Source organism: Micromonospora sp. R77 (assembly GCF_022747945.1).
Classification (GTDB): domain Bacteria; phylum Actinomycetota; class Actinomycetes; order Mycobacteriales; family Micromonosporaceae; genus Micromonospora.
In genome coordinates this window covers 3,044,169-3,069,872 of record NZ_JALDST010000001.1, presented here as the reverse complement: position 1 = coordinate 3,069,872, position 25,704 = coordinate 3,044,169, and the positions used below count along the sequence as shown (strand labels likewise).

Genomic DNA, 25,704 nt, shown 5'->3' with positions numbered 1-25,704 from the left:
GTCACGCTCCGCCCGCGGGGAGGAAGATGGTGAAGGTGCTGCCCCGACCGGGTTCGCTGGACAGCTCCAGCGTCCCACCGAGGATCGTGACCAGCCGCCGCGCGTACGGCAGGCCGAGGCCGGTGCCGCCCACCCGGGTCGCGCCGGGCACCTGGTAGAACTCCTCGAAGACCCGCTCGTGCAGCTCCGGTGGGATGCCGACCCCGGTGTCCGAGACCGACAGCGACCAGTGGTCACCGACCCGTTCGGCGCGCAGCCGCACCTCGCCCTGCTCGGTGAACTTGAGCCCGTTGTGCAGCAGGTTGCGCAGCACCTGGGCGAGCAGCACCTCGTCGGAACGGACCATGGCGGGGGCCGGTGGCTCCTCCACCACCAGCTCCACCTTCGGTCGGGTGGCCAGCGCCCGGAGCGTGCCGCGCAGCTGCCCGTAGAGCGCCCGCAGGTCCACCTCGGCCCAGTTCGGCTCGATCCGGCCGGACTCGGCCTTGGCCAGGTCCAGCAGCTCGTTGACCAGCCCGAGCAGGTCGGACGCCGAGGAACGGATCAGGCCCACCTGACGGGCCTGCTCGGCGGTGAGCGGGTCGGAGGCGGAGTCGGAGAGCAGCCGGGACAGCCCGATGATCGCGGTGACCGGCGCCCGCAGCTCGTGGCTCACGTTGGCCAGGAACCGGCTCTTCGACTCGCTGGCCGCCCGGAGCTGGGCGGACTTCTCGTCCAGCTCGGCATAGAGGGCGACCACCCCGCGGTTGGTCTCCTCCAGCTCCTCGGTGAGCTGGTTGTAGAGGGCCATCACCCCACGGTTGGTCTCCTGCAGCTCCTCGTTGAGGACCGCCAGCTCGTCGCGCTGGCTGCGTACCTCGTCGAGCGCGGCGATGAGCTGACCGTTCTGCGCGGTGAGCTCGTCCAGGGCGCTGCCGGGAGCGCTCCGGCCCAACTCCTCGCGGAGCTCGGCGAGCCGCTCCGGGGTCAGCGCCTGCGCGTTGGCCGGGACACGTCGGGACATCCTCACGACCGTATCTCCCTCCTCCCCCACCACGCCGAGCATGTCCACCAGACGTGCCACCGCGCCGGACTGCGGCCGGTAGCCGCCGTCGGCCAACGGGCGCACCGGCGTCAGGTCCACCTGGAGCACGAACCGGCCGGCCGCCCCCTCGGCGACCGCGAAGGTGACGTCCGCGCCGCTCGACGAGCGGAGCAGGTCCCGGGCCACCTCGCTGAGGGCGGTGGCGATCCGCACCTGGTCCTGGTGTTCCAGCCCGACCGCCGCGGCGACCTCCCGACCGCGCTGCCGGACCAGGAAGATGTCGTGCTCGACCCGGAGCGCCATCTGGAGCAGCACGGCCGGGCCGGTCACGGCTCCGCCCGGGCGACCAGGACGCAGGCGTCGTCGCGACGGATCCCGGCGTCCCGCAGCAGGGTGGCGGCCATCACCAGGGGGGCCCGTCCGGTCAACCCCGGATAGTCCGCGAGGTCCCAGCGGTCGACCACCCCGTCGCTGTGCATGACCAGCGTCGTGCCGGCCGGGAACGGGTAGTCGTACTCCCGCACGTTGGGGCGCTGGTGCCCGGCGATGCCGGGCAGCGAGACGAGACCCCGCCGCCGCTCACCCTCCGCCACCGTCATGGCAGCGATGTTGCCCAGCCCGGCGTAGCGCAGCAAGCCCGACTCGAGGTCCAGTTCGGCCACGGCCAGCGCGGCGCCCCGAGTGTGCGACATGGCGCCGTGCAGGTGTCGTACCACGATGCCCGGTGACCCGGGCGGCGCGGCCCGGAACGCCCGGAGCGCCGCGTCGGTGGCGGCGCCGGCCAGCGGCCCGTGCCCGAGCCCGTCGCAGACCAGCACCTGGCGTCGGCCGTCGGCGACCCGGACGGCGTAGCCGTCCCCACTGACCTGCTCACCGGTGATCGGCCGGGTCAGCCCGGCGGCCCAGGACGGCTCCGGCGGCGGGCCCGACCAGACCTGCACCGCGAAGACGGTGCCACGACCGGGCATCGAGTAGCTGTCGAACCAGCTCGCCTGCCGGCTGATCGCGCCGAGGCCGATGCCGAGGGTGCCGGTGGTGGAGTGCCCGTCCCGGGACGAGACGGTCAGGTCGGCCATGCCGGGGCCGGAGTCGACGGCGATCAGCTCCACCCCGGCCCGGCCCGCCCGCCGCACCGGGCGGAGCAGCACCATGCCCTCCTGCGCGTGCTTGACCAGGTTGCTGGTCAGTTCGGCGGTGAGGATGGCGAGGTCCGCGACGCTCCGCTCGCCCAGCTCCAGCTGAGCGCCGAGCCGCTCGGCCGCCCGGCGTACGCCGCTGGCCGCGCTGCCGTTCTCCACCCGGAACCAGAGGCCGGCGTCGGTCACGGCCTCGTGGCTCATCGGGACCACTTGGTGATGGTGATCCGGGTGCCCTTGCCGGGCTCGGTCCAGATGTCGAAGTCGTCCACCAGTCGGCGGGCGCCGCTCAGCCCGAGCCCGAGGCCACCGCCGGTGGTGTACCCGTCGGTGAGCGCCAGGTCGAGGTCGGGGATACCGGGCCCGGAGTCGGTGAAGACGATCCGTACCCCGCGCCGGCGGCCGTCCTCGGCGGTGATCACCTCGGCGCTGCCGCCGCCCCCGTAGATCAGGGTGTTCCGGGCCAGCTCGCTCGCCGCGGTGACCAGCTTGGTCTGGTCGACCAGCGACAGCTTGGCCGAGACCGCGGCGGTACGCACGAGCTGCCGTACCCGGACGACGTCCTCGTCGCTGCGGATCGTCTGGGTCTGCGGCACGCCCAGGACGACGTCGGCGGTCATGACCCGGCCGTCGTCTCGGCGTCCTCGTCGCCCACCGCCCCGTCCCACTCGTCGTCCCGGGACGCCGCGATCAGCTCCATGCCGCGTTCGACGTTCAACGCGGTCCGGATGCCGTTGAGCGACAGGCCCAGCTCGACGAGGGTGATGGCGACGGCGGGACGCATCCCGACCACCACCGTCTCGGCGTCCAGCACCTTGGAGATGGAGGCGATGGTGGAGAGCATCCGGCCGACGAACGAGTCGACGATGTCCAGCGCCGTGATGTCGATGATCACGCCGTGGCAGCCGGTGTCGACGATCCGCTCGGCCAGGTCCTCCTGGAGCGTCACGGCCGTCTGGTCGGACATGTCGACCTGGATGGAGACCAGCAGGATGTCGCCGATCTTGAGGATCGGCACCCGCTCCATCAGGACTCCCGACGCGGGTGGCGGCGGGTGGTCTCGACACCGGTCAGCCGCAGCACGTGACGCAGCGCGTCGGCGAGGCTGGCCTTGGTGGCGATGTCACCGAACTCGATGCCGAGGGCGACGATGGTCTGGGCGATCTGCGGGCGGATGCCGGAGATGATGCAGTCGGCACCCATCAGCCGGGCGGCCACCACGGTCTTGAGGATGTGCTGGGCGACCTGGGTGTCGACCGCCGGGACGCCGGTGATGTCGATGATCGCGTACGGCGAGCCGGTGTCGACCAGCGTCTGGAGCAGCCGCTCCATGACCACCTGGGCGCGGGCCGAGTCGAGCGTGCCGACCAGCGGGACGGCGACGACGCCCTCCCAGAGCTTCACCACCGGGGTGGAGAGCTCCAGCAGTTGCTCGGCCTGGTCGGCGATCAGGCTCTCCCGGGTCTGCACGAAGCTCTCGAAGGTGAAGAGCCCCATCTGGTCGATCAGCGCGGACCAGGCGATGTAGTCCCGGAGACCGGTGGCCGACCCGTCCTGCCCGACCAGCTCCAGCAGCGCGTCCTTGAGCGCGAGCACGCTGATCGCGGTCTCGGTGGCGGTGAAGCCCTGCCGGGCCCGCCCACGGGACAGCTCGGAGAGCACGGCGCGCAGCTCGCCGCCCTGCTCGGAGTCGAGGGCGGTGAGGCCGTTGCCGCCCGCGTCGACCATGGCGCGGTGCAGCTCGCGCACCTGGCGGCCGAGTTCCGCCCGGCTGAGCCGGCCGCGCAGCGAGGTGGCGACGATCTCCGTCCAGCGCTCGGTCAGCCGGTCGGCGTGCTGGTTCAGCAGATCGGCCAGCCGGCCGCTCTCCTCGGTGCTCAACGGCATCGTGACCTCCCTGGACTTCGAACCGGCCGGACTCTATCACCGGCCCCCTGGCAATTAGTTGCGCCACCGCAAACAATGATCGTGGGCACCGGTACGGCCTCCCGTTCTGCATGGCACCCCGTGCGTGGGATACCGTTCCACCGAATACAGGAGGTCGGCGAATGTCCCTGACGGTGCACACGGAACAGCGCGGCGACGTGGTCGTCGTGTCGGTCGCTGGCGAGCTGGACATGGCGACGGCGCCGCAGTTGCAGGACCAGATCACGGATCTGCTGGACAAGGGGCGCAGCCGCCTCGTCTTCGACCTGGCGGACGTGTCGTTCTGCGACTCCACCGGGCTGTCCGTGTTCGTCCGCGCCAAGAACAGCTGCGACGAGGCCGGCGGCGTCGTCCGGTTGGCCGCCCCGCAGCGGGGCGTGCTGCGCATCCTCGAGGTCAGCGGCCTGGTCGAGGTGCTGCACACCTATCCGACGGTGGAGCAGGCCGTCGCGGGTGACCCGACGCCGGCTTCCTCCTGACCCCAGGCTCCTCAGCGCTCGTCCTCGATGTACCGGGGACGGGCGATCACCATGCCCGCACCGGTCTGCACGGCGAGCGCCGCCAGCAGGAACCCGATGGGCGCGGTCCAGCCGCCGGTCGCCTCGTAGAGGATGCCGACCAGCAGCGGGCCGAGCGCGGCGATGACGTACCCGGTGCTCTGCGCGAAGGCGGAGAGCGCCACCGTGCCCTCGGCGGTCCGCGCGCGCAGCCCGATGGTGGTCAGGATCAGCGGGAACGCGCCCTGACCGAGGGCCAGCAGCAGCACCCAGAGCGGCGCCAGGCCGTGCGGGGCGAGGGCCAGGCCGACGTACGCGGCCGTGGAGAAGGCGGTCAGCGAGAGCACCAGCGGCCGTAGCGTGCGCAGCCGGCCGGCCAGCGCCGGCATGGTCAGCGCCACCGGCACGCCGAGCGCGGTCACCCCGGCGAGCAGCAGTCCGGCGGCCTCCGGGCGGTAGCCGGCGTCCCGGAAGAGCTGGGCCAGCCAGCCCATGATCGCGTACCCGCTGAGCGACTGCGCCCCGAAGTAGACCGCCATCGCCCAGCCGAGCCGGGTCCGCCCCGGGCGGATCCGCACCCGCGGGGCGACGGCCACCGCCGGACCCGCGGCCCGTCGCGCGGCGCGGGCCCGCAGCGCCAGCGGCACCCACGGGAGTACGGCCAGCGCGGCCAGCCCGGCCCAGACGCCCAGCCCGGCGCGCCAGGAGCCGAAGGCGTGCGCGATCGGCACGGCCGACGCGGCGGCCACCGTGGTGCCGATGGTCAGCGACATCGTGTACGCCCCGGTGACCAGCCCGGTACGGCGCGGGAAGTGCTGCTTGACCAGCATCGGCAGCAGGATGTTGGCGACCGCGATGCCGGCCAGCGCCAGCGCGCTGGTGAGCACGAAGACCAGCGTCGAGTCGGTCACCACCCGGAGCACCTGCCCGACGGTGAGCGAGACCATGGCCACCACCAGGACGCGGGCCGGCGCGTACCGGCGGACCAGCCACGGGGTGAGCGCGCCGAGGCCGGCGAAGGCGATGGTGGGCAGGGTGGTGACGAGGCCGGCCATGGTGCCGGAGAGGCCGAGACCGCCGCGCACCTCGTCCAGCAGGGCACCGAGGCTGGTCACCGCGGCCCGCAGGTTGAGCGCGACCAGCAGCATGCCGACCAGCACCAGCGCGCCCCCGGCGGCTGGCGTGGACGTCCGGGCCGGCGGTGCGGCGGCGGGCGCCGGACCGGGCGTCACGTCGGCGGTGGGCGGGGCCGGATCGACGGGGCGGCGCCTCGGCGCAGGTGGGTGGCGGGGTCATGACCTCGAACCTACAATCATGGGATGAATTTCGGCAGGAGTTGTAACCGGTGACACCCGCCGACCGTTCCGTCGCCGTGCCACCCCGCGGTCAGCGGGTCCGCGACACCATCGCCCAGCTCCGCGAGCGCATCCTGGGCGGCGAGTGGCCGGTCGGCGGGCGCATCCCGACCGAGCCACAGCTCGTCGCCGCGCTCGGGGTGGGGCGGAACACCGTCCGCGAGGCGGTCCGCGCCCTGGTGCACGCCGGGGTGCTGGAGTGCCGCCAGGGCTCCGGCACGTACGTGGTGTCGACCGACGAGCTGGCGCCGGTGGTGGCCCGCCGGGTCACCGACGACCGGATGGCCGAGGTGATCGAGGTCCGGCGCGCCTTCGAGGTGGAGGCCGCCCGGCTGGCCGCGCTGCGGCGTACCCCCGACGACCTGGCGGCGCTCGACGCGGCGCTCGCCGCCCGGGAGGCCGCCTGGCGCTCCGGCCGGGTCGCCGGGTTCGTGGAGGCCGACGCGGCGCTGCACACGGCGGTGGTGGCCGCCGCCCACAACGGCATGCTCGCCGAGCTCTACGCCTCCGTCGGCACGGCGCTGCGCGGCACCGTCGCCCAGGCCATGGGCGACGCCCTCACCCCCGAGCGGTACGTCGACCACGGTCGACTCGTCGACGCGATCCGGGCCGGCGATCCGGCCCGCGCGGCGATCGAGGCCGGTGCTTTTCTGGAGCCGCCCTCGGGGGCATAGGTTGTGCCCGACGGAGAATCGGACAGCACAGGAGTACGGATGCTCAAGGGCTTCAAAGACTTCATCATGCGCGGCAACGTCGTCGACCTGGCGGTCGGTGTCGTCATCGGTGCCGCGTTCACCGGCGTGGTCACCCAGCTCACCAAGTCGTTCCTCGAACCACTGGTCCGGGTGATCATCGTTCTGATCACCGGCAACCCCAAGGGCATCAGCGGCTCGACGCCGTCGTTCCGGGGCATCCCGTTCGACTGGGTGGCCTTCGTCAACGCGGTGATCACCTTCGCGCTCACCGCGGCGGCGCTGTACTTCCTGGTCGTCTACCCGATGAACCGGCTCGCCGAGCGGCGCAAGCGCGGCGAGGAGCCGCCGCCCTCGGCGCCGAGCGAGGAGGTCAAGCTGCTCACCGAGATCCGCGACGCGCTGCTGGCCGGCGGACAGTCGATCCCGGCGCAGCAGCGCGGCGCGCTGGACGACGTGCTGGGACGCCGGAACGAGCCGCCGCACGCGCGCTGACCGACCCCGGCACACCGGCCCCTGCGGGATTCCCGCAGGGGCCGTCCCGTGTCGTACACATGTTCGATAGAGTCCCGCCATGGAACAGCGAAAGCACTGGTGGAACGGGAAATGGGGACGGCTGGCCCGGCGGGACGTCTTCCTCCGGGCGGACGCCGACCGCTGGCACGTGGAGCAGCGGGCCGGCGGCGCCGAGGGGGTCTCCCAGTTCTACGAGTACGACAGCGTGGAGGAGGCCGAGGAGACCGTCCGCGCGCTGCTGGAAGGACCGGACAGCTGGCGCGAACTCTCCCCCCGCCCGCCGGGCGGCTGGACCCCGCCCGTTTAGCGCCGGGGTGACCCGGGAACCGCGCCTGGATGAAGCAGCAGGGCACGCAGCAGGCCGTCATCTCCCGGGTCACCACCGGCATGCGGGTGGTCGACGCGACCGGCGTCGAGGTCGGCACCGTGGATCTCGTCCAGCGCGGCGACCCGGCCGCGGTGACCGTGCAGGGACCGCCGACCGCCGACCCGGGCAGCAGCCTGGACGAGCTGATCGCCTCGACCGCCGTCGAGGAGCCGGACGTACCGGCCGACCTGGCCGCCCGGCTGCTGCACAGCGGCTACCTGAAGGTCTCCACCGATCTGGCCCGGACCGGCGCGGTCTACGTGCTCGCCGACCAGATCGCCGCCGTCACCGACCACCAGGTAAACCTCGACGTCCCCACCACCGCCCTGCCCGCCGCGGAATAGCCGGTCCCACCTGCGGTTCTTTGTGTCTCACACCCAAACTCCTGTTAGGCTGGCAGACGCAGGACGCTCTTCAGGGCTCCCGCACCCGCCTTGAGGCCCGCGCACGCGGGCCTCTCGTGCATCCGGGTCAGGACTTCGTAGCCATCGGATCCCAGCACCAGCTGTGATAGCAGCGCGCCCGGACCAGAGACCACAGCCGCTCGTTGGCCGCCACCGCCCGGGGATCGGCACCTGACCGGTGGAGCCGCTGGAACAGGAACGTGACCAGGTCGACCGCCTGCACGAGCCGACTGGCGTGCGACGGAGCGAAGTGCAGCGTATCGACGATCCTGGTGAGCCTCCTCGACCGGTAGCCACCGGTGCCCGAAACCCGGTATCGGCTCAGGTCAGCGCGATGCACGGCCGGATTGTGCACCTCGTCGGCGATGACCAACGCATACTCGTCCCGGCTCGCCGTATAGCCGTCGACTCGCTCCAGCAGATGCGACAGGACCACCTCGTGCGCGGGGCGCGCAGAGGGGCCGTACCGCTCCGCGAGGGCCAGGCGCTGTACGCCTCGAAGGATGATCGTGACGTCCTCAGCACCGATGGCCTCCATGGCCGCGCGGTAGACCGCGATCCGCGCACGAGGGGGCACCCCCTTCCACACCGAACGGGCATGGAAGATGTCATATCCATGCAGCTCGGTGTCGGCCGGCACCCCGTACGTCTTTACCGCGTGATCCATCACCTGGTCGAGCGCCTCGCTCAGTGGCATCGCCACCTTGGCCGGAACCAGCAGCGCCCCGACCCAGTAGAAGCGATCGGTGGCCGACTCGTCGACGTAGGTGAGGAGCACCAGGCGAGGGTACGACCAGATCCAGACAACGGGCGCCTCATGCGGAGGCGTGTCGGCGCAGGTGAAGCTGCATCCGCTAGCGTGGCTCGTATGTGGATGGTGATCGGGGAGCAGCACGGCACGCCGGCCGATACCGACGAGCGGGTCGCCCAGTTCACGCACATGGCCGAGGTGACGCGGCAGAGTCCCGGCTTCGTCCGCGGCTGGTGGGGCACGGACGACGACGACCCGAGCCTCGGCCACGCCCTGGTCGTCCTCGACTCGCTGGAGAACGCCCGCGCGCTGCGCCGGATGGTCGAGGAGAACGTCACCGGCGTACGCCTGCGGATCATGGAGATCGGCGTGGCCGTACCGGCGTCCTGACCTCAACGGACGGTCAGCGGCCGATCCTCGGCGGTCTCCGGCCGGTCGGCCGGCGCTTCGGAGACGGCCGGCCGGCGGCGGAAGAGCAGCAGCATGAGCCAGCCGGCGAGCAGTCCCCAGAACGCCCCGCCGACGCCGAGCAGGCTCACCCCGGAGGCGGTGACCACGAAGGTGACCACGGCCGCCTCCCGGGTGTCCGGCGCGGCGACGGCGGCCGAGACCGCGCCGGCCAGGGCGGCGAGCAGCGCCAGGCCGGCCACCGCCTCGACCAGGATCGGCGGGGAGAGCAGCACCAGGGCGGTCGCCGCGCCCGCGCCGAGGCCGAGCAGGCCATGCCGATGCCGGCGGTGACCGAGGCGATCCAGCGGCGGTCGGGGTCGGGGTGGGCGTCCGGGCCGGCGGCCAGCGCGGCGGTGATCGCGGCGAGGTTCACCGCGTGCCCGCCGGCCGACGCGCCGAGCGCGCTGGCGAGCCCGGTGACCCGGAGCGCGGAGCCGAGCGGCGCGCGGTAGCCGTAGCCGGCGAGCACGGCCATCCCGGGTACGTTCTGCGCGGCCATGGTGACCAGGAAGAGCGGCAACGCGAGCCCGACCACGGCGGAGACCGTCCAGGCCGGCGCGGTGAGTTCGACGACGGGGCCAGGTGCAGTCGGCCGGGGGCGGGTGCGGTCAGTGCGATGCCCACCGCCGCCACGGCGAGGGCGGCGGGTACCGCCCAGCGGCGGGCGAAGCGGTGCAGGACGAGCCAGGTGAGCACCACCGGCCCGGCGAGCCGGGGCACCTCGACCAGGGCCCGGACCGGCGCGGTGCAGAGCGGCAGGAGCACCCCGGCGAGCATGGCGCTGGCGAGCGGCCCGGGGATCGCGGCGACCGCCCGGCCGAGCGCCGGGACCAGTCCGGCCGCGACGATCAGCAGGCCGGTGACGAGGAACGCGCCGACGGCGGCCGGCCAGCCGCCGGGCACCGGACCGGTGGCGACCAGCAGCGCCGCCCCGGGGGTGGACCAGGCGATGGCCATCGGCAGCCGGTGCCGCAGCCCGAGCCAGACGGCGCAGAGCCCGGCGGCGACGCAGAGCACCAGCAGACCGGAGGCGGCCTGCGCGTCGCTGGCGCCGACCGCACGCAGGCCGGCGAGGACCACGGTGAACGAGCTGGCGAAGCCCACCAGGGCCGTCACGACACCCGCCAGCACCGGTTGCAGTCGACCCGCCATCGGCTCCCCCTGTCACCGGCTGTTCCGTTTACGGAACAGCGATGTGTAGCACCATAGCGGCATGGCGACGCCCTCCACACCTCCGGATCCCGCGCTCGGGTCGGTCGGCCCCCGGATCCGCGCGCTCCGCGAGGAGCGCGGCCTGTCGCTGACCGCGCTGGCCCGGCTGGCCGGCGTCGGGAAGGCCACCCTCTCCGGCCTGGAGAACGGCACCCGCAACCCCACCCTGGAGACCCTGTACGCCATCACCGCGCAGCTCGGCGTGCCACTCACCGCCGTGCTGTCCGGGCCCGCCGAGACGCCGACCGTACGGGGGGTGTCGGTCGGCGCCACCCTGCTGGAGGTCTTCTCCGACACCGACGCGACGTACGAGCTGTACCGGATGCGGGTCAGCCCCGGCCCGGCGCAGCTGAGCCCCGCGCACCAGCCCGGCGTCACCGAGCACGTCACCGTCTTCTCCGGCGTGCTGTGCGCCGGCCCGGTCGACGCCCCGCTGACCGCCGGCCCCGGCGGCTACCTGCGCTGGAACTCCGACGTGCCGCACAGCTACGCCGCCGTCGGCGACGAGCAGGTCCGCGCCAGCCTGCTGCTGCGCTACCCCCGCCACTGACCGTCAACGCGCCGGCCAACCGACCGAGGGTGCCGCCCGGGCCCAGGGGCCGCTAGCCGCGCGGACGGATCCAGCCGAGGAAGCGGGCGTCGTGCCACTCCGTGCCGGGCTACATCCGGGGCAGGCCGGGCCCTTCATCATCGCCAGCACCACCGACGGCGATGAGGTCGGCTACCTGGACGACCAGGCTGCCGGACGCATCACAAATGACATTGCTCCGCTCTGGGCGGTCTGGGATACCGTGAGGTCGGTCTCGCTGCCGCGCGACCAGACCATCGACTTCCTGAGAGAACGATCATGGCTGAGCTGACCGGCGCGCAGTGGCGCAAGAGCACCCGCAGCAGCTCCAACGGCGGCGCGTGCGTCGAGGTCGCGGACAACCTTGCCGGCGTCGTCGGCGTACGCGACTCGAAGGACCCGACCGGCCCGGCCCTGACCTTCCCGCCCGCCGCGTGGCGGGCCTTCGTCGCCCGCGTGACCGGCCGGCCGTAGCCACCTTTCGGCAGCGCCCGGCCCCCACCCATGGCGGCACTCCGCCGGCATTCGGGTGCGTTTGTTGTCGTCGGGACGACAACAAACGCACCCGTCGACCGGTGATTCATCTACGCCATCAAAGCTGTAGTCACCGTGACAGCCGGCCGGAGGGCGGTCGCACGCCGGCTCCAGGCCCCAAAAAAGCCAGCGGCTCAGGTTCGGGTGCGCGGACAGGTCGAGGGTGCCCGGGAGGCCGTGCCCGCTCAGCGGGGCGGCGCGGCCACCGGCAGCCGGTGGCGTACGGCCCAGAGAGCGGCCTCGGTACGGGACGCCGAGCCGGTCTTGCGGAGCAGGTTCGACACGTGCACGGTGACCGTACGCACCGAGATGCCGAGCGCCCGCGCCGCCTGCTTGTTGGACATCCCGGCGACCAGGCAGCCGAGCACCTCGACCTCCCGGCCGGTCAGCTCGGCGTCCGGCGGGGCCGCCGGCCGGAGCACCGCCGGTTCGAGCACCGCCGGACGCAGGTGCGCCGGCAGCGGCTCGCGCAGCAGCCCTTCCGGGCCCCGGGCGCCGTGCGCGGCGAGCAGCTCGGTCAACGCGAACGGGTTGCCGCCGGTGCGCCGCCAGACCGCGGTGACCACCGGCTCGGCGGGGCGGCTGCCGTCGTACACCTGGGTCAGCACCTCGGCCACCTCGGCGGGGGTGAGCGGCGCGAGATGCTGGCGCACGGCGCCGCGTACCCCGCAGAGGCGGGCCAGGGCGGACCGCGAGGTCCGGCGCCAGCGCGTCCGCCGGCGGCCGGGTCGCCACCACCAGCAGGGCCGGCAGCTGCGGGGCGACGGCCAGCTCGCAGAGCAGGTTGAGGCTCGCCGGGTCGAGGGCGTGCAGGTCCTCCACCACCAGCACCGCCGGGCCCGCGCCGACCAGCAACCGCACGGTACGCACGGCGAGTCGCAGCAGCGTGCCCGGAGCGTAACGTTCGCGCGGCGCGGTGGGTTGCTGGGCGAGCCACGCCAGCGCGTCCGGCGGCAGATCCAGATCGCTGGTGTCCCGACCGCTGAGGACCGCCGCCAACCAGTCGTACGGGGCCGGGTCGTGCACCCGCGCAGCCCCGGCCAACAGCACGGCGGGACGCGGGTCGAAGCGCTCCAGAGCGGCCCCGACCAGCGAAGACTTCCCCACCCCTGCGGCCCCGGTGATCACCGTTACGGCTGCCGAGGGCCGGCCGCCGGCGGCCACGGTGGACCAGGCCCGGTCGAGCTCGGCCAGCTCGCCGGCCCGCCCGACCATGGACACCGGCATCATTTCTCACACCCTACGCAGTAGTGCGTAGAGACGGCGGCAGGGTGTTCTTGGCAAGCTTGACCCCATGACGCTGATCCTCCGCTCCGCCATCCGCAACGATGTCGGCCTCGTCCGCACCAACAACGAGGACTCCGCCCTTGCCGGGGACCGCCTGGTGGCCGTCGCCGACGGCATGGGCGGGCTGCCCGCCGGCGAGGTGGCGAGCGAGATCGTCATCCGCATCCTGGACGAGCTGACCCCGCCGACAGTGCCGGACGAGGCCGCCGACGCGCTACGCGCCGTGGTGAGCACCGCCAACCAGCGGATCCGCGCGGCCATCACGGTGGACCCGGCCCGCGACGGCATGGGTACGACGCTGACCGCCGCCCTGCTCGCCGGCGACACCCTGGTCCTCGCCCAGGTCGGTGACTCCCGCTGCTATCTGCTCCGGGACGGGGAGTTGACCCAGCTCACCCGGGACGACACCTTCGTGCAGGCGCTGGTCGACCAGGGGGCGCTCTCCCCCGACCAGGCCCGGCACCACCCGCAGCGGTCCCTGGTGACCCGGGCCGTGCAGGGCGCCGACGCGCCACCGGCGGTCGGCGTGCTCACCGTCTTTCCCGGCGACCGGCTGCTGCTGTGCAGCGACGGCCTCTCCGACTATGTGGACGACAGCGCGATCGCCGCCGCGCTCGGCACGTACGGCGACCGTCAGCAGTGCGGGGAGCAGCTGGTGAAGCTCGCCCACCAGGCCGGCGCGCCGGACAACGTCACCGTCGTCGTCTCCGACGTGACCGAGGTCTGAACCCGGCCGACCGAGTTGCGCGGGTCCACCCGGCGGGTTGGGATGAGGGATGCCCATCCGCCGGTTGGCCGCCCGGGAACGACCCACCATCAGCTTTCCGCTCCAGGCGTACGCCTTCGAGGCGTCGCCGCCGGCCGCGTCCCGGGTGGACGAGTTCTGCGCCTACCTGCCCTACAACGCGGGCAACCGGACGCTGGTCGTCGAGGAGAGCGGCGCGACGGTGGCCAGCGCCTCGGCGATCCCGATGCGGCAGAACCTGCGCGGTCAGGTGCTGCCCATGGCCGGTGTCGCCGGGGTGGCCACCCACCCGCTGGCCCGGCGGCGCGGCCACGTCCGGGCGCTGCTGCACCAGCTCCTCGACGAGATGCGCGACGAGGGGCATCCGCTCACCGCGCTCTACCCGTTCCGGGCGTCGTTCTACGAGCGGTTCGGCTATGTCGGGCTGCCCCAGCCCCGGACGGCGGTCTTCTCCCCGGCCGACCTGGCCCCGCTGCTCACCGCCGAACTGCCCGGCACGCTGAACTGGGAACGGATCGGGGCGGGCTATCCGACCTGGCGGGCGTTCACCGAACGCTGCCTGGCCGAGCGGCACGGGTTCGCGGTCTTCCCCGACTTCCGGGCCATCGGACTGCGGGACCGGGACGACCGCTGGCTGGTCACCGTCGTCCGGGACGGCGGCACGGTCGGCGCGGTGACCTACCGGATCGACGACCACGGGGGCGAGCTGATCGCCGACGACCTGCTCGCCGCCGACCCGTACGCGCGGGCGTCGTTGTTGCAGTTCTTCGCCCGGCACGTCGACCAGGTGGCCCGGATCCGGGTCCGGCTGCCCGCCGACGAGCTGCCCGAACTGTGGCTCACCGACCTGGCGGTGGACGTCGAGGCGCGGATCGCCCGACCCGGTACGCCGGCCCCGATGGCCCGGTTGCTGTCCCTGGACGCGCTGGCCGGCCTGCCGACCGGGGCCGGGCGGGTCACCGTGGAGCTGGTCGGCGACCGTTGGCTGGCCGGTACGCACCTGCTCGACGGGGCCACCGGGCAGTTGGAACTGCTCGGCGCGGCCACCGCCGGGAGCGGCGTGCCGACCGCGACGCTGACCGCCGCCGGGCTCTCCGCCCTGGCGTACGGGGTGCTCGACCCGGCGGAGGTGGCGATCCGGGGACTGGGCGAGGTGTCCGCGGACGCGGCCGTCGAGCTGCGCCGGATCTTCCCCCGCGCACTGCCCTACCTCTTCGCCGACTTCTGACCCGCTCGCTTTCTCACACTCCGGTTTCCCGCTGGGGGCCTCGGGTACGGTCCTGCAAATGCCGGAATGGTTGCAAGCGGGTGCCTGGGGACTGCTGGCCGGTTCCGCCCTGTTGATCGGGGCGGTCGTCGGATACTTCGCCCGGGTGCCTCCCAAGATCATCGCTTCGGTGATGGCCTTCGGCGCGGGAGTGCTGCTCTCCGCCGTCTCGTTCGAGCTGATCGCCGAGGCGCACGAACAGGGCGGCCTGCTGCCCACCGCGATCGGCGCGGCGGTCGGCGCACTCGCGTACACCGGGGCGAACGTCCTGCTGGCCCGACGCGGCGCCCGGCACCGTAAGCGCTCCGCCGACGTGCAACCCTCCGAACAGGAGAAACCCGGCTCCGGCAGCGCGATCGCCGTCGGCGCGCTCCTCGACGGCATCCCCGAGTCGGTGGTGATCGGCGCGAGCCTGCTCACCGGCGGCCCGGTCAGCCTGGTCACCGTGATCGCGGTGTTCCTCAGCAACGTGCCGGAGGGCCTCTCCAGCGCCGCCGGCATGCGCCTGGCCGGCCGCACCAAGAGGTACGTCTTCCTGCTCTGGACGGTGATCGCCGTGGTCAGCGGCGCGGCCGCACTGGCCGGCTACACGCTGCTGGGCGGGGCCCCGCCGGAGGTGCTGGCCACCATCACGGCGCTGGCGGCGGGCGCGATCCTCGCCATGATCACCGACACCATGGTCCCGGAGGCGTTCGACGACGCCCACCTCCTGGTCGGCCTGATCACCGTCCTGGGCTTCCTGGTCGCCTTCGCCCTCTCCCACAGCTGATCCACATCCCGCCTCCCGGACCGCGCTCCTCGCCCGCCTCCCGGCCTTGTGCGGTTTCTGGGAAAGAGTGCCTTCACGACGCTGTGAAGCCACTCTTTCTCTGAAATTGCGCGCAGCGTGAGGCGGGGTGAGGCGGGGTGGGGGGTTAGGGGTGGGTTAAGAATCGGGTGGGGATTCGTGTGGGGCGGGGTGGGGCTCCTAGCATCGGCGGGTGCGTGTGAAGTCCGTGGTGCCCCTGCTCGTCCTCTGTGTCGCCAGCGCAGCCCTGCCGGCCTGCGGATCGGCCCGCCCCGACGCGGGTCGCCCGGCGACCGTGCCGGCCGCCGACACCACCGCGCCCGCCGGCTCCGCCGGCCCGACTGCCGCCCCGGCTGGCACCCCGTCGGGCACTCCCGCCGCGCGGACCGGTTTCGGCACGCCGAAGCCGAGCGCGTCCGCGAAGCCGTCAGCGGTGCCGAAGGCCGGCAACCCGGACGGGCACGCGGCGGTGCCGGCCGAGGCGCGGGCGGTGGACACCTCGCACCCGACCCGTACGGTGGGCAGCGGCACCGCCGCGAGCTGCACGTCCGCCGCGGTGGTGAAAGCCGTGGCGGCCGGCGGGATCATCACCTTCGACTGCGGTCCGGCCCCGGTGACCATCCGGATGACCGCCACCGCGAAGATCCGTAACGCCAACGGGCCGCGAATCGTGCTGGACGGCGGCGGCAAGGTCACCCTGAGCGGCGGCGGCCAGCGGCGGATCCTCTACCTGAACACCTGCGACGGCGCGCAGGGCTGGACCACCTCGCACTGCCAGAACCAGGACCACCCACAGCTCACCGTGCAGAACCTGACCTTCGCGGACGGCAACTCCACCGGGGACACCACCGAGGGCGGCGGGGGCGGCGCGATCTTCGTCCGGGGTGGACGCTTCAAGGTGGTCAACTCCCGGTTCGTGGACAACCGCTGCGACCGGACCGGTCAGGACCTGGGCGGCGGTGCGCTCCGCGTGCTCAGCCAGTACGACAACAAGCCGGTCTACGTGGTGAACAGCACCTTCACCGGCGGCGTCTGCGCCAACGGGGCGGCGACCAGCAGCATCGGCGTGTCGTGGACGATCCTGAACAGCGTCTTCCGGCAGAACAAGGCGGTCGGCACGGGCGCGAACCCGGCCCGCTCCGGCACGCCCGGCGGCGGCAGCGGCGGCGCGATCTACTGCGACGGCAACGAGTTCGCCGTGCGGGTCGCCGGCACCGTCATCGAGGACAACCACGCCAACGAGGGCGGCGGCGCGATCTTCTTCGTCAGCAACAACCGCACCGGCACCCTGGACATCGAGAGTTCGACCCTGCGCCGCAACCCCAGCGACGGCTTCGAGACGAAGGGCCACCCCGGCATCTTCTTCCTCGGCGCCCGCCTGAGCTGACGGGGGGCGTACCTCAGTAGGGGTTGCCGTCGCCGGGGGTGCGGGCCTTGAGGAGGCCGCCGGGACGGCCGGGCAGGTCGTCGTCGGTGGACATCGGCGGGCCGTCGGTGCCCTCGCCGTGCGCCATGCCGGCGAAGAGCTCCTTCAGCGCGGTGAGCGCATCGATCCTCGGCGTCCAACCCAGCTCCGTCTCGGCCCGTGCGCTGGACATCAGCGGCGCGTTCAGGCCCAGCTCCACCCAGCCGGCGTCGACCGGTTGTAGCCGCGCCCGCCAGGTCAGCGCCGCCGCGACCCGCAGCACCGGGGCGGCCACCGGCACGGTCCAGCCGTGGAAGTGCCGGGCCACCAGCTCCGGAGTCAGCACCGGGTCCGCGGCGACGTTGAAGGCCCCGCGCGCCTCACCCAGGACCGCTTTCGCGTACGCGTCGGCGACGTCGTCGGCGTGCACGGCCTGCATCCGCAGCCGACGGTTCGCGGGTACGAGCGGGATCCGCCCGTAACGCAGCAGCCGCACCGGGGCGAGTGGCCCGAGGAAGTAGCGGGTGATCTCGGTGCCGGCGTCCCGCTGGAAGATCAGACCGGGGCGCAGCCGGACCACCCGCAGCTCCGGGTGCTCCCGTTCGACGGTGTCGAGCAGTGCCTCCACCTCGGCCTTGTCCCGGCTGTACGACGATCCGGGCACCCCGGTCGCCGGCCACTGCTCGCTGACCGGGTGGTCCTTCGGGCCGGGCGCGTACGTGCCGACCGACGAGGCGTACACCAGGGCCGGGACCTTGGCGCGGACGACCGCCTCGGTCACCGCGCGGCTGCCCCCGACGTTGGTCCGGTGCAGTGTGCGCTGCTCGTGGCTGGGCTGGATCTGCCAGGCCAGGTGCACGACCGCCCGCGCCCCCGCGAAGATCGCGGACAGCTTCTCCGCCGCGCCCGGCGCCCCGATGTCGCAGGAGTGCCACTCCACCCCGTCGTACGGCGAGCCGGCGTCGGGGCCGGGCAGCCGGCGGGCCACGCCGACCAGCTCCGCACCGCTCTCCTGGCGCAGCCGGCGCAGCAGCGCCGTCCCCACGTTGCCGCTGGCCCCGACGATCACGATCCGCATACCGGCTGCCGTACCCGCTGAACCGGACTCCAATCGCGCTACCGGTCACGGGCGGGGAGCGTGATCATCCGGCGGGCTGTCACCATCCGCCCTCGAAGAAGGCCAGCAGGGCCGGGGCCGGGTCCTCAGCGGTGAGCGTGTTCGCCACCAGGACCAGGATCACCGGCAGCGACGACAAGGCCGCCAGAACACCGAACGACCGCAGCACACGCCTCGCCCGCCGGTCGGACGAGTCCGTTCTCCCCGCTCGCTTCCACAACCCCACGGCCAGGACGACGAGGGCGACCGCCACGACAGCGGCGATGACGGCCATCACGGCGTGGTACCGGGCGAAGTCACTGATCATCACCTCCACGGCGGCACCGGTCCGGCCACCGTTGCGCCCCGAGTCGGCCAACTGCTGCCTGATCTGCGTCAGCGCCTCGACGGTCGCGCTCTCCGTCGCTCCGTCCGTCAGCATGGGCAACAGCGAGGCGTAGGGCGCCACCGCCCCCTGGATGTTGGCCATCACCATCGCCAGCGAGAACGGCACGAGCAGCGCGACGACGACACCGGCCGAGGCGAGGGTGGCTCTCCTGGCTGCACCGAGACCACCGGCCCGGACGAACGCCGTCCAGAGGCGAACGCCAGCGGCGATGAGCACGATCAGCAGGACCGCGGCGATCGCCGCCTTGACGAGGTGGAAACGGAACCAGTAGTCGACCACCCGCTCCAATGCCGGCGAGAACTCCCGGTCGCCGGAACGCCAGTAGTCGACGAACGCCGCACGCAGGGCGTCGGTGAGCCGGCGCTGGTCGGCGAGGTCACCGCTCGTCGCGTCCGCCGCCAGGGCGGGCGGGGCCAGCACGAAGGCGGCGCCCAGGGCAGCGGCGAGGGCACCCAGCGTGGCGATGGCACCACCGGAGACACCAGCCGGCCGCGGCGGGGCTGTGGAACGGTTCAACAGGACTCCTCCGAGTCGATCGAGTGAATGCCCGGTGCCGCTGCCGCATCAGGCCGCGCGGTCACCTCCGGCCGCCTCACTGCTGTCCCCGCAGGTATGCGAGGACGGCGAGGACCCGGCGGTTCGTGTCGTCGCTGACCGGGAGGTGCAACTTGGCCAGGACGCTGCCGATGTGCTTGCCCACACCCGCTTCGGTCAGGACGAGCGTGCGGGCGATCGCCGCGTTCGAGTGGCCCTCGGCGACCAACGCCAGCACCTCGCGTTCCCGGGGCGACAGGTGGTCGAGCGGGTCCCGGCCGCGCAGCATCAGCTGGCGTACCACCTCGGGATCGACCACCGTGCCGCCCCCGGCCACCCGCCGCAGCATCTCGGCGAACTCCGCGACGTCGGCGATGCGGTCCTTGAGCAGGTAACCGATGGCCCGGCCCTGACCCGAAGCGAGCAGCTCGCCGGCATAGCTGTGCTGCACGTACTGGCTCAGCGCCACCACGGCGAGTCCGGGTCGGGCCGCCCGCAGCGCCACCGCCGCCCGTAACCCCTCGTCGGTGAAGTCCGGCGGCATACGCACATCGGTGACGACGAGCTCGGGGCTCGTCTCCGCCACGGCCGCGATCAGCGCGTCGGCGTCACCGACGGCGGCGACGACGTCGAAGCCGAACCGGGACAGCAGCCCGACCAGCCCCTCGCGGAGCAGCACCGAGTCCTCCGCGATCACGACGCGCACGGCAACTCCACTCGCAGGATCGTCGGCCCACCGGGCGGACTGGAGATGAGAAGCCGGCCGCCGGCCGCCGCCGCCCGGTCCGCCAGCCCCGTGATGCCGGAGCCACGCGACGGGTCCGCACCCCCGCTCCCGTTGTCGCGCACCTGGACCGTCAGAGTGTCCCCGGAGCGTCGGGCGGTGACTTCGACCTCGGTGGCAGCGGCGTGCTTCACCGCGTTGGCGAGCGCCTCCGACACCGCGGCGAAGGCCACCGTCTCCACCACGATCGTGCACCGGCCCGGGTCGGCGTCGACACGCACCCGGAGCGGGTTGCCGGCGGCCAGTTCCTCGACCGCGGCCCGCAGCCCCAGCTCCCGCAACGTACGCGGGCTGATGCCCCGGATCAGGTCGCGCAACTCCACCATCAACGCCTTGGCGTGCTCGTGCGCCGAGGCCACCGCGACCGCTGCCGGCGAGTCACCCGGCAGGTCGAGCTTGGCCAGGCCGAGCTGCATGGTCAGGCTGACCAACCGTTGCTGCGCGACGTCGTGCAGGTCCCGCTCGATACGGTGCCGCTCGGCGTCGAACGCGTCGGCCAGCCGCGCCCGGGACCGGGTCACCTCGACCAGTTCGGCCTCGGCCGGGTCCGGTTCGCTGCACAGCAGCAACCGGGCGAGCGCGCCGTGCGCGCCACCGAACGCCGAACTCAGATAGAGCAGGACGGGGATCAACACCAGCCCCAGCGCGGCACGCCCGACCACGCTGCCCGTCGGTTCCATGATCACCACGCGGTAGTGCACCGCGAACGGGGTGGAGACGACGAGCAGACCGGCGAGGCCCAGCACGCCGAGCCACACCGGCGCGACAGCCGCGAGAAGCAGCATGTACGCCACCGCACGCCAGGTCGCCGGATCGGTGTAGAGGCTGCCCCTGCGCCGCGACGGCTTCGGAGCGTCGTCCGCCAACCGCAGCCGCCACCGCTCCACGCCGGCCACGGCGAGCGCCAGCCTCGGCCCCGCCAGCGCGAGCAGGCCCACACCGAGCAGACCGAGCACTGCGGCGACCAGCACGTAGGTGCCGGCCCAGTGCAAGGGCGCCGCCTCGCCCAACCGTGCCCCTTCCGCCCGCAGCACCCCGACGGCCAGGGCCAGCGGAGCCAGCAGGCAGGAGAGCACCAGCCAGAGCAGACCCGCCACCACCGCCGTCGTCGCGGAGTAGGCGACCCCACGCCACGGCCACACCGACAGGAGGAACCGAGGCCGCATCACCGCCCCGAGCAGCGTGGTTGCCGACGTCATGGGCTCAAGCTTGCCAAGGGCGGCCGGCACGAACCAGGACACTGGATCGAGTCATCTGGTAGGGCCAGCCATACCCGGCTTCCTGGATCTGTACGGGTCGGCTGCGGTGGCCCGGGCCGAACCGGCGGCAGCGTGGGCAGCGCATCGACGGCGGCGGGAAGCCCCGATCCGGCGGGTTCCGGTAACCTGAGCGGGCGGGCCGCTAGCTCAATGGCAGAGCTGTGGACTTTTAATCCATAGGTTCAGGGTTCGAGTCCCTGGCGGCCCACTCTGCTCCAGCTCAGCGGCCCTTTCCGGGGCCGCTGTTTTCGTCAGCACGGCTCGTACAGCAGCGAAGTACAGCAGTAGCCGCCTACAGACTTGATGACGTAAACGAATCACCACTCACCGGTCGAGTGCCTTGCCGAGCCGCTTGAGGGCGTCGCGGGTGGCTGCCGAGGAGACCACCGTGTAGACCTCCATCGTGATGGCGAACTGCGCGTGCCGGAGGATCTGCATCGCCACCCGGGGGTGCACGTCCAGGTCCGCCAGGAGCGAGGCACAGGTCCGCCGGGCATCCCTGACGGTGATCCGCCTGACTCCGGCCGCGTCGCAGCGCCGGTCCCAGAAGCGGTTGAAGTTCCTTGGCTCGACCGGCCGGCCGTAGCGGGTGGTGAAGATCAGGTCCGACGGCTGCCAGGCTGGGCCGGCGGCGTCCCGGGCGGCGGTCTGCGCGGCACGGCGACGGCCGAGGGCAACGGTGCAGATATCCGGCAGCGGCAGGGTGGCGTCCGAGGCGGCCGTCTTCGTCTCCCGGTGCAGCAGTTCGGCACCGACCCGCTGGAGCTGCCGATCGATGGTCAACTCCCCCGCGTCGAGGTCGACGTCAGGCCAGGTGAGCCCCAACATCTCGCCTTTGCGCAGACCGAGCACCAGGACCAGGACGTACGCGGCGTAGAGCGGGTCGTCGTCGGCGCGGGCCGACTCCAGGAAGCGCCGCGCCTCGTCGCTCGTCCACGCCTTCCGCTTGCGCTTCCGTACCGGGGGCAGCTTCACCAGGGACGCGACGTTGCGGGAGATCAGCCCTTCGGTGATCGCCTGGGAGAGCAGCGTTCGGAGCACGGTCCGCAGGTGGGTGACGCTGGTTGCCGACGGCAGATCGCGGCAGCAGCGGCCGAGGGCACAGCAGCGACGCTGGGCGGGCTTGCGCCGCTCGTCCTTGCCCTGGGCGCAGCACTGGCAGGTCCGGCCCACCTCGTTGATCCAGGTCTGGACGTCGCTGACCCGGAGCTTGTCGAGTCGCTTCCGACCCAGCCCGGGCGCGAGGTAGAGCCGGACCACCACCTCGTAGGTGACGTAGCTGCCCGGGGCGAGGTTCGGCTTGACGATCTCGCGAAGCCAGTAGGCGGCGTACTCCCCCAGGGTCGGGGAGCGGGTCGCCACCGGGCCGGCCTTGGCCTGCCCGTGCAACTTGATCCACTTGTCGTGGACCTCCTCGCGAGTCTTGCCGTAAACCCACTTCCGGCCCCGCTTGCCGTCGGGCTTCTCGACCCAGACGTACGCGGCGAAGCCGTTCCGGTAGGGGAAGATCGAGCCTTCGCCGTTGGCGCGTGCACGTCCGGGCATCAGGCCGCCTCCTGACGTTCGACCTGCTCGCGGATGTAGTCGTCGACCCATTCGGGGAGGATGCGGCGGTACTTGCCGTCCTTGATGGAGCGCAGCTCGCCGGTGGCGATCTTCATCTTGACCTTGGAGATGCCGAAGCCGAGCAGCACGGCGACCTCGGCGGGCGAGTACCAGCGAGGGCGGAGGTCCTGGTTCATGCGGCGGCTCCGATGAGCCAGGCTTCGTGGGCAAGTTCTTCCCGGCCTATGCGGCTGCTCTCCCGTCGCTGCCTCGCGGCGGTGTTGGCGAGCAGGGCGTCCCCGTCGGAGAGCCAGCCGGACCCGATGTAGGTGAGAGTGCCGACGGTGATCGTTTCGGTGGGTCCGTCGTCTTCGGTGCGGCGGTAGGTGGCGCGGGAGTCGCGGAGCAGACCGAAGGTGACGGAGTAGCGGCGGGCCTTGGTGAGGAAGTGACCGCCGAAGCCGAGCATGTGCGCCCAGCGGCGCAGCCCGCCGTAGACGTTCGGATGGGCGTCAAGGCCGCCTTGACGGTCGCCGGCCGTTGCGGCGCCACCGCTCCCGTCGGTCTGGGTGGGGCGGCCGAGGTGCCAGCAGGCATCGATGAGGCGGGCGACGTGGTCGCCTTCCGGGTCGGCATAGTCGTCGATCGTGGCCGGGGTGAGCCGGGTCAACGAGTGCCCGGTGGCTTCCGTGGCCTTGGTGGCGTACTTCGCCAGGTAAGCGGCCACCTTGCCGTCGGTCAACTCGTCGCCAGCGGTGTTGATCCGCCGAACGTCGACCTGCTCACCCCAGGCGACCAACCAGCCCTGCGGCCGGTCGGGGTGCGCTGGCGTAGTGACCGTGATCCGCGAAGCGGCGGTGTGGACCGCCTCCTCCAGGTCGTCAACGGTGATGCCGGCCGGTGGCGGGACGAGCGCGTCCAGGTCGTCGGAATCAACGCCGTCGAGGCGCAGCAGGACGTGGAAGTGCACGGCTGCCCGGCGCTGCATCTCGGCGACCTTGCCGTGGGACACCCGCACGGGCGGCACCCAGCGGACCTTGCCGGAGGCCGTGACGACTCGCACGAAGGGGATGCCGCGCTTGCGGCAGAGGACCGCGAGTTGGCGTTCGATGGCCTGCTTGGTGCGCCGCCACAGCTCCCCGGAGAAGTAGTTCCAGACGACCTGGTGGGCGTGGTCATAGCAGTCGAGGCACAACGGCTGGCCGAGCCGCGGATCGTCGGCCTCGTGACGGGCGAAGCACGCTGCGGGCTGCCCGTGCGGGCAGGTGCCGACGGTGCTGCGGGCGTGGCAGGGGGCGGGTCGGCAGCCGCAGCGCTGCCGGTTGCGGCAGGTGTGGCGGGGGACGTGGCGGTGGTGGACCGGGCCGAAGGACGGTGCGGTGAAGGTCGCGAAGACGACCGGGTGTCGGCCGACCGAGGTGGGGACGCCCTTGCCGCCGGTCAGGCCGCGACAGACGACTTGGTAGGCGTCGCCTTGGTAGACCCAGGCGCAGTCGGGGCACTGCGATTCGCGGCGGTTGCCGCACGCCTTGTAGAGCGTCCGGTCGGGCAGCTCGTCGGTGTGCAGCTGGCCGGTAAGGCGGCCGGTATCTCGCTCGACGGCGGCGATGGTGCCGGTGAGGCGGATCGGACGGCTACAGCCGCCGGCGGGGCGGGTGTGCTCCAGCCAGCCGGAGAACTCCGGCGAGGCAGCGCGGTGCAGGACCTGGGCGTCACGGCCAACGGCGAGACCGGGCCGGTAGATGGTGAGCGGGCTGGACATGACTGTCTCCTCATCAGGGGGTGGCAGGGACGGGAGACGAAGCACCACCAGCCGTGGACGTGGGTCCGCTGGTGGTGTTCGTCGTGTCTCCTGGCACCGCCGAGAGGGCGGCTGACGCCGGAGGGCGGAATCGTGGTCGTGCCACTTCCCGCCGATGAGTCGTGTCCTTTCGCGCTGACTAAGCCTTGGACCGGCACGGGTGGGGAGCCTGGGATACCGGCATCCGGCGGATTGCCGCAGGCTGCCCCCACCCGTGGAGATACGAATCCGGGCCATCGAGGACGGCAGGGGAGACCGTGCTGGGCCGCTCAGCGGATTCGGGGAACCGGCACGGGGCCGGTGCGATCGAGAGCCGGCGGGACATGGCCCGCATCAGCGGCAGGAAGGCCGCTCGGCACCTCCGATGTCGAGACCAGCGATCCGGCAGGAAGGCCGCGCTAGCGTGCTCGACGAGCGCCAGAGTAGCACCGCGTGCCTACACGTCAACTAGTGGTAACTCCAGGCGCGGAGAGGTCATCCGGCCATCCGATGACGCGTTTGGCGGTGACGTCTCGAAGGATGGCTCCATCCCACCGGACCCCGGTAACGTCCGTGCGCCCGTATTCCGGGTCATGAGTCGAGACGTAGCTGAACTGCGCATAGGACAGATCTGCGTCGCGGAGGTCGGCGTCCCGCAGATCGCAGCCAGCAAATCGGGCACCCCGAAGAGAGGCGCCCCGGAGGTCGGCACCACGAAAATCACAGAACTTGAAGTAGTGCCCATCCAGGGTGCGATGCCGAAGATCGCGGCCAACAAACGACTGCCTCGTGGCACCGGGCAGGATGCTCATCCGCGAACCGTAGCCCGATCACCCAAAGCCGAACCACCGACTCACTTCACGCTGCGGCGCACGCGTTGCCCGCATCGGCTGGGTGTGACAGCCGGCTGCCGGCGGCCGAGCGGGAGAACTTTCTGTACGTCTATCAAGGCGGCCCTGAACGGGCCGCACGCGCCGCCGCCTGGGCGCGTGTCCGTCGCTCCGCTGGCGCTCCGACTCCGGCCACGCAACACGCCCGGCGGCTGGCGCGGAGAGCGGGAAGCCCGGGGGCCGCCGCAGACGGGATAGCGAGGAAAGCGGTGAGGTCCGTCGCCGGCGGCCGGCCGCGCCGCGCTTGAGCAGCGCGGCGCAGGAAACGCGCTACCGGGTCCGCGCGGCAAGCCCCGAGCATGGGGGCGGTGTCCGTCGAGGGCATGCCGGTCGTCCAGGAGCCGGCTCCGCAGTCGCTCACGGTTAGGGCAACTGCTCACCTGGGAGGGGGAGGGGTGCCCGCCGGTGGCCAGATCCGACCCCGGGAGCCGGCTCCGTACCGGGCGAGGCCAGGTCAACTGCGCCGCTGTGGCGGTGTCCGCCG

The 25,704-nt window shown here is 72.5% G+C and carries 29 protein-coding genes, 1 tRNA gene and 4 pseudogenes; 14 read left to right on the top strand and 20 right to left on the bottom strand.

Annotated elements, in window-relative coordinates; all coding sequences use genetic code 11:
• Position 1: 1 nt before the first annotated feature.
• Genes MRQ36_RS14350 through MRQ36_RS14330 form a run of 5 tightly spaced genes read right to left on the bottom strand, consistent with a single transcriptional unit; the run spans position 2 to position 4,047 of the window.
• Positions 2-1,354 carry a sensor histidine kinase gene (locus MRQ36_RS14350; protein ID WP_242795923.1) on the bottom strand — a complete coding sequence of 451 codons (1,353 nt, stop codon included), beginning with the start codon at positions 1,352-1,354 and terminating at the stop codon, positions 2-4.
• Positions 1,351-2,364: a SpoIIE family protein phosphatase gene (locus tag MRQ36_RS14345; protein ID WP_242795921.1), complete on the bottom strand. Its 1,014-nt coding sequence runs from the start codon at positions 2,362-2,364 to the stop codon at positions 1,351-1,353. The genes MRQ36_RS14350 and MRQ36_RS14345 overlap by 4 nt, the downstream gene beginning before the upstream one ends.
• Positions 2,361-2,780, bottom strand: a complete 420-nt coding sequence (locus MRQ36_RS14340) for an ATP-binding protein (RefSeq protein WP_242795919.1) — start codon at positions 2,778-2,780, stop codon at positions 2,361-2,363. The genes MRQ36_RS14345 and MRQ36_RS14340 overlap by 4 nt, the downstream gene beginning before the upstream one ends.
• Positions 2,777-3,187 (bottom strand): STAS domain-containing protein, encoded by a 411-nt coding sequence (locus MRQ36_RS14335; protein ID WP_242795917.1) that lies wholly within the window; start codon positions 3,185-3,187, stop codon positions 2,777-2,779. Before MRQ36_RS14335 ends, MRQ36_RS14340 begins: the two co-directional genes overlap by 4 nt.
• Positions 3,187-4,047 carry an STAS domain-containing protein gene (locus MRQ36_RS14330; protein ID WP_242795915.1) on the bottom strand — a complete coding sequence of 287 codons (861 nt, stop codon included), beginning with the start codon at positions 4,045-4,047 and terminating at the stop codon, positions 3,187-3,189. Before MRQ36_RS14330 ends, MRQ36_RS14335 begins: the two co-directional genes overlap by 1 nt.
• A gap of 161 nt (positions 4,048-4,208) precedes the next feature.
• On the opposite strand from MRQ36_RS14330, the gene MRQ36_RS14325 reads away from it, so the two are divergent.
• Entirely contained in the window at positions 4,209-4,565 is a 357-nt protein-coding gene (locus MRQ36_RS14325; protein ID WP_088959356.1) for an STAS domain-containing protein, read from the top strand.
• Between the two features lie 11 nt (positions 4,566-4,576).
• Here the strand turns inward: MRQ36_RS14325 and MRQ36_RS14320 are convergent, their stop codons facing one another.
• Entirely contained in the window at positions 4,577-5,815 is a 1,239-nt protein-coding gene (locus MRQ36_RS14320; protein WP_242795913.1) for an MFS transporter, read from the bottom strand.
• Between the two features lie 113 nt (positions 5,816-5,928).
• Between MRQ36_RS14320 and MRQ36_RS14315 the strand changes: the two genes are divergently transcribed.
• From MRQ36_RS14315 to MRQ36_RS14300, 4 genes are all read left to right on the top strand, one after another.
• Positions 5,929-6,612: a FadR/GntR family transcriptional regulator gene (locus tag MRQ36_RS14315; protein WP_242795911.1), complete on the top strand. Its 684-nt coding sequence runs from the start codon at positions 5,929-5,931 to the stop codon at positions 6,610-6,612.
• 39 nt (positions 6,613-6,651) lie between these two features.
• Complete coding sequence (gene mscL / locus MRQ36_RS14310) at positions 6,652-7,125, top strand: large conductance mechanosensitive channel protein MscL (RefSeq protein ID WP_242795909.1); 474 nt, start codon at positions 6,652-6,654, stop codon at positions 7,123-7,125.
• A gap of 79 nt (positions 7,126-7,204) precedes the next feature.
• A complete protein-coding gene (locus MRQ36_RS14305) occupies positions 7,205-7,453 on the top strand; it encodes a hypothetical protein (protein WP_242795907.1) in 249 nt (82 codons plus the stop codon).
• Between the two features lie 29 nt (positions 7,454-7,482).
• Positions 7,483-7,857, top strand: coding sequence for a hypothetical protein (locus MRQ36_RS14300; RefSeq protein WP_242795905.1), 375 nt, complete (start codon positions 7,483-7,485; stop codon positions 7,855-7,857).
• A 127-nt stretch (positions 7,858-7,984) separates the two neighbouring features.
• Here MRQ36_RS14300 and MRQ36_RS14295 read toward each other — a convergent pair whose 3' ends face one another.
• Entirely contained in the window at positions 7,985-8,695 is a 711-nt protein-coding gene (locus MRQ36_RS14295) for a DUF3800 domain-containing protein (protein ID WP_242795903.1), read from the bottom strand.
• Between the two features lie 90 nt (positions 8,696-8,785).
• Between MRQ36_RS14295 and MRQ36_RS14290 the strand changes: the two genes are divergently transcribed.
• Positions 8,786-9,058 (top strand): hypothetical protein, encoded by a 273-nt coding sequence (locus MRQ36_RS14290; protein ID WP_242795901.1) that lies wholly within the window; start codon positions 8,786-8,788, stop codon positions 9,056-9,058.
• A gap of 2 nt (positions 9,059-9,060) precedes the next feature.
• On the opposite strand, the gene MRQ36_RS33300 is transcribed toward MRQ36_RS14290, so the two are convergent.
• From MRQ36_RS33300 to MRQ36_RS34435, 3 genes and pseudogenes are all read right to left on the bottom strand, one after another.
• Positions 9,061-9,351 carry a benzoate/H(+) symporter BenE family transporter gene (locus tag MRQ36_RS33300; protein ID WP_308194838.1) on the bottom strand — a complete coding sequence of 97 codons (291 nt, stop codon included), beginning with the start codon at positions 9,349-9,351 and terminating at the stop codon, positions 9,061-9,063.
• A 101-nt stretch (positions 9,352-9,452) separates the two neighbouring features.
• Positions 9,453-9,653, bottom strand: a pseudogene (locus MRQ36_RS34440) (benzoate/H(+) symporter BenE family transporter); the annotation flags it as partial.
• Positions 9,654-9,748: 95 nt separating this feature from the next.
• Positions 9,749-10,270 (bottom strand): annotated as a pseudogene (locus MRQ36_RS34435) (benzoate/H(+) symporter BenE family transporter); the annotation flags it as partial.
• Between the two features lie 61 nt (positions 10,271-10,331).
• Between MRQ36_RS34435 and MRQ36_RS14280 the strand changes: the two are divergent.
• The 3 genes and pseudogenes from MRQ36_RS14280 to MRQ36_RS14270 all read left to right on the top strand — a co-directional run bounded on the left by MRQ36_RS14280 (position 10,332) and on the right by MRQ36_RS14270 (position 11,372).
• Complete coding sequence (locus tag MRQ36_RS14280; protein WP_242795899.1) at positions 10,332-10,880, top strand: helix-turn-helix domain-containing protein; 549 nt, start codon at positions 10,332-10,334, stop codon at positions 10,878-10,880.
• An 88-nt stretch (positions 10,881-10,968) separates the two neighbouring features.
• A pseudogene (locus MRQ36_RS14275) lies at positions 10,969-11,190 on the top strand (Scr1 family TA system antitoxin-like transcriptional regulator); the annotation flags it as partial.
• Positions 11,178-11,372, top strand: coding sequence for a DUF397 domain-containing protein (locus MRQ36_RS14270; protein ID WP_242795897.1), 195 nt, complete (start codon positions 11,178-11,180; stop codon positions 11,370-11,372). The pseudogene MRQ36_RS14275 and the gene MRQ36_RS14270, both read left to right, overlap by 13 nt.
• A 245-nt stretch (positions 11,373-11,617) precedes the next feature.
• Here MRQ36_RS14270 and MRQ36_RS33915 read toward each other — a convergent pair whose 3' ends face one another.
• Positions 11,618-12,085 carry a response regulator transcription factor gene (locus MRQ36_RS33915; RefSeq protein ID WP_242795895.1) on the bottom strand — a complete coding sequence of 156 codons (468 nt, stop codon included), beginning with the start codon at positions 12,083-12,085 and terminating at the stop codon, positions 11,618-11,620.
• Between the two features lie 139 nt (positions 12,086-12,224).
• A pseudogene (locus MRQ36_RS14260) lies at positions 12,225-12,647 on the bottom strand (ATP-binding protein); the annotation flags it as partial.
• 79 nt (positions 12,648-12,726) lie between these two features.
• On the opposite strand from MRQ36_RS14260, the gene MRQ36_RS14255 reads away from it, so the two are divergent.
• From MRQ36_RS14255 to MRQ36_RS14240, 4 genes are all read left to right on the top strand, one after another.
• The gene (locus MRQ36_RS14255; protein WP_242795893.1) at positions 12,727-13,446 is read left to right on the top strand and encodes a PP2C family serine/threonine-protein phosphatase; all 720 of its coding nucleotides are present in this window, start codon (positions 12,727-12,729) and stop codon (positions 13,444-13,446) included.
• A gap of 49 nt (positions 13,447-13,495) precedes the next feature.
• Complete coding sequence (eis, locus tag MRQ36_RS14250; RefSeq protein WP_242795891.1) at positions 13,496-14,692, top strand: enhanced intracellular survival protein Eis; 1,197 nt, start codon at positions 13,496-13,498, stop codon at positions 14,690-14,692.
• 58 nt (positions 14,693-14,750) lie between these two features.
• Positions 14,751-15,500, top strand: coding sequence for a ZIP family metal transporter (locus tag MRQ36_RS14245; protein ID WP_242795889.1), 750 nt, complete (start codon positions 14,751-14,753; stop codon positions 15,498-15,500).
• A 217-nt stretch (positions 15,501-15,717) separates the two neighbouring features.
• Positions 15,718-16,905, top strand: coding sequence for a hypothetical protein (locus tag MRQ36_RS14240; protein WP_374251128.1), 1,188 nt, complete (start codon positions 15,718-15,720; stop codon positions 16,903-16,905).
• Between the two features lie 13 nt (positions 16,906-16,918).
• Here the strand turns inward: MRQ36_RS14240 and MRQ36_RS14235 are convergent, their stop codons facing one another.
• The 4 genes from MRQ36_RS14235 to MRQ36_RS14220 form a co-directional block, all read right to left on the bottom strand.
• Entirely contained in the window at positions 16,919-18,001 is a 1,083-nt protein-coding gene (locus tag MRQ36_RS14235) for an NAD-dependent epimerase/dehydratase family protein (RefSeq protein WP_242795886.1), read from the bottom strand.
• A gap of 79 nt (positions 18,002-18,080) precedes the next feature.
• Positions 18,081-18,944, bottom strand: coding sequence for a hypothetical protein (locus tag MRQ36_RS14230; RefSeq protein WP_242795884.1), 864 nt, complete (start codon positions 18,942-18,944; stop codon positions 18,081-18,083).
• A gap of 76 nt (positions 18,945-19,020) precedes the next feature.
• Entirely contained in the window at positions 19,021-19,668 is a 648-nt protein-coding gene (locus tag MRQ36_RS14225) for a response regulator transcription factor (RefSeq protein ID WP_242795882.1), read from the bottom strand.
• On the bottom strand, positions 19,656-20,945 hold the full coding sequence (locus tag MRQ36_RS14220) for a histidine kinase (RefSeq protein ID WP_242795880.1): 1,290 nt from the start codon (positions 20,943-20,945) through the stop codon (positions 19,656-19,658). Before MRQ36_RS14220 ends, MRQ36_RS14225 begins: the two co-directional genes overlap by 13 nt.
• A 196-nt stretch (positions 20,946-21,141) precedes the next feature.
• Here MRQ36_RS14220 and MRQ36_RS14215 point away from each other — a divergent pair.
• Positions 21,142-21,213, top strand: a tRNA-Lys gene (locus tag MRQ36_RS14215).
• A 116-nt stretch (positions 21,214-21,329) separates the two neighbouring features.
• Here MRQ36_RS14215 and MRQ36_RS14210 read toward each other — a convergent pair.
• The 4 genes from MRQ36_RS14210 to MRQ36_RS14195 all read right to left on the bottom strand — a co-directional run bounded on the left by MRQ36_RS14210 (position 21,330) and on the right by MRQ36_RS14195 (position 25,142).
• Positions 21,330-22,550, bottom strand: a complete 1,221-nt coding sequence (locus MRQ36_RS14210) for a site-specific integrase (protein ID WP_242795878.1) — start codon at positions 22,548-22,550, stop codon at positions 21,330-21,332.
• Entirely contained in the window at positions 22,550-22,747 is a 198-nt protein-coding gene (locus MRQ36_RS14205; RefSeq protein WP_110562740.1) for an excisionase family DNA-binding protein, read from the bottom strand. The genes MRQ36_RS14210 and MRQ36_RS14205 overlap by 1 nt, the downstream gene beginning before the upstream one ends.
• Positions 22,744-24,312: a replication initiator gene (locus MRQ36_RS14200; protein ID WP_242795876.1), complete on the bottom strand. Its 1,569-nt coding sequence runs from the start codon at positions 24,310-24,312 to the stop codon at positions 22,744-22,746. The genes MRQ36_RS14205 and MRQ36_RS14200 overlap by 4 nt, the downstream gene beginning before the upstream one ends.
• 482 nt (positions 24,313-24,794) lie before the next feature.
• Positions 24,795-25,142 carry a pentapeptide repeat-containing protein gene (locus MRQ36_RS14195; protein WP_242795874.1) on the bottom strand — a complete coding sequence of 116 codons (348 nt, stop codon included), beginning with the start codon at positions 25,140-25,142 and terminating at the stop codon, positions 24,795-24,797.
• Positions 25,143-25,704 lie beyond the last annotated feature (562 nt).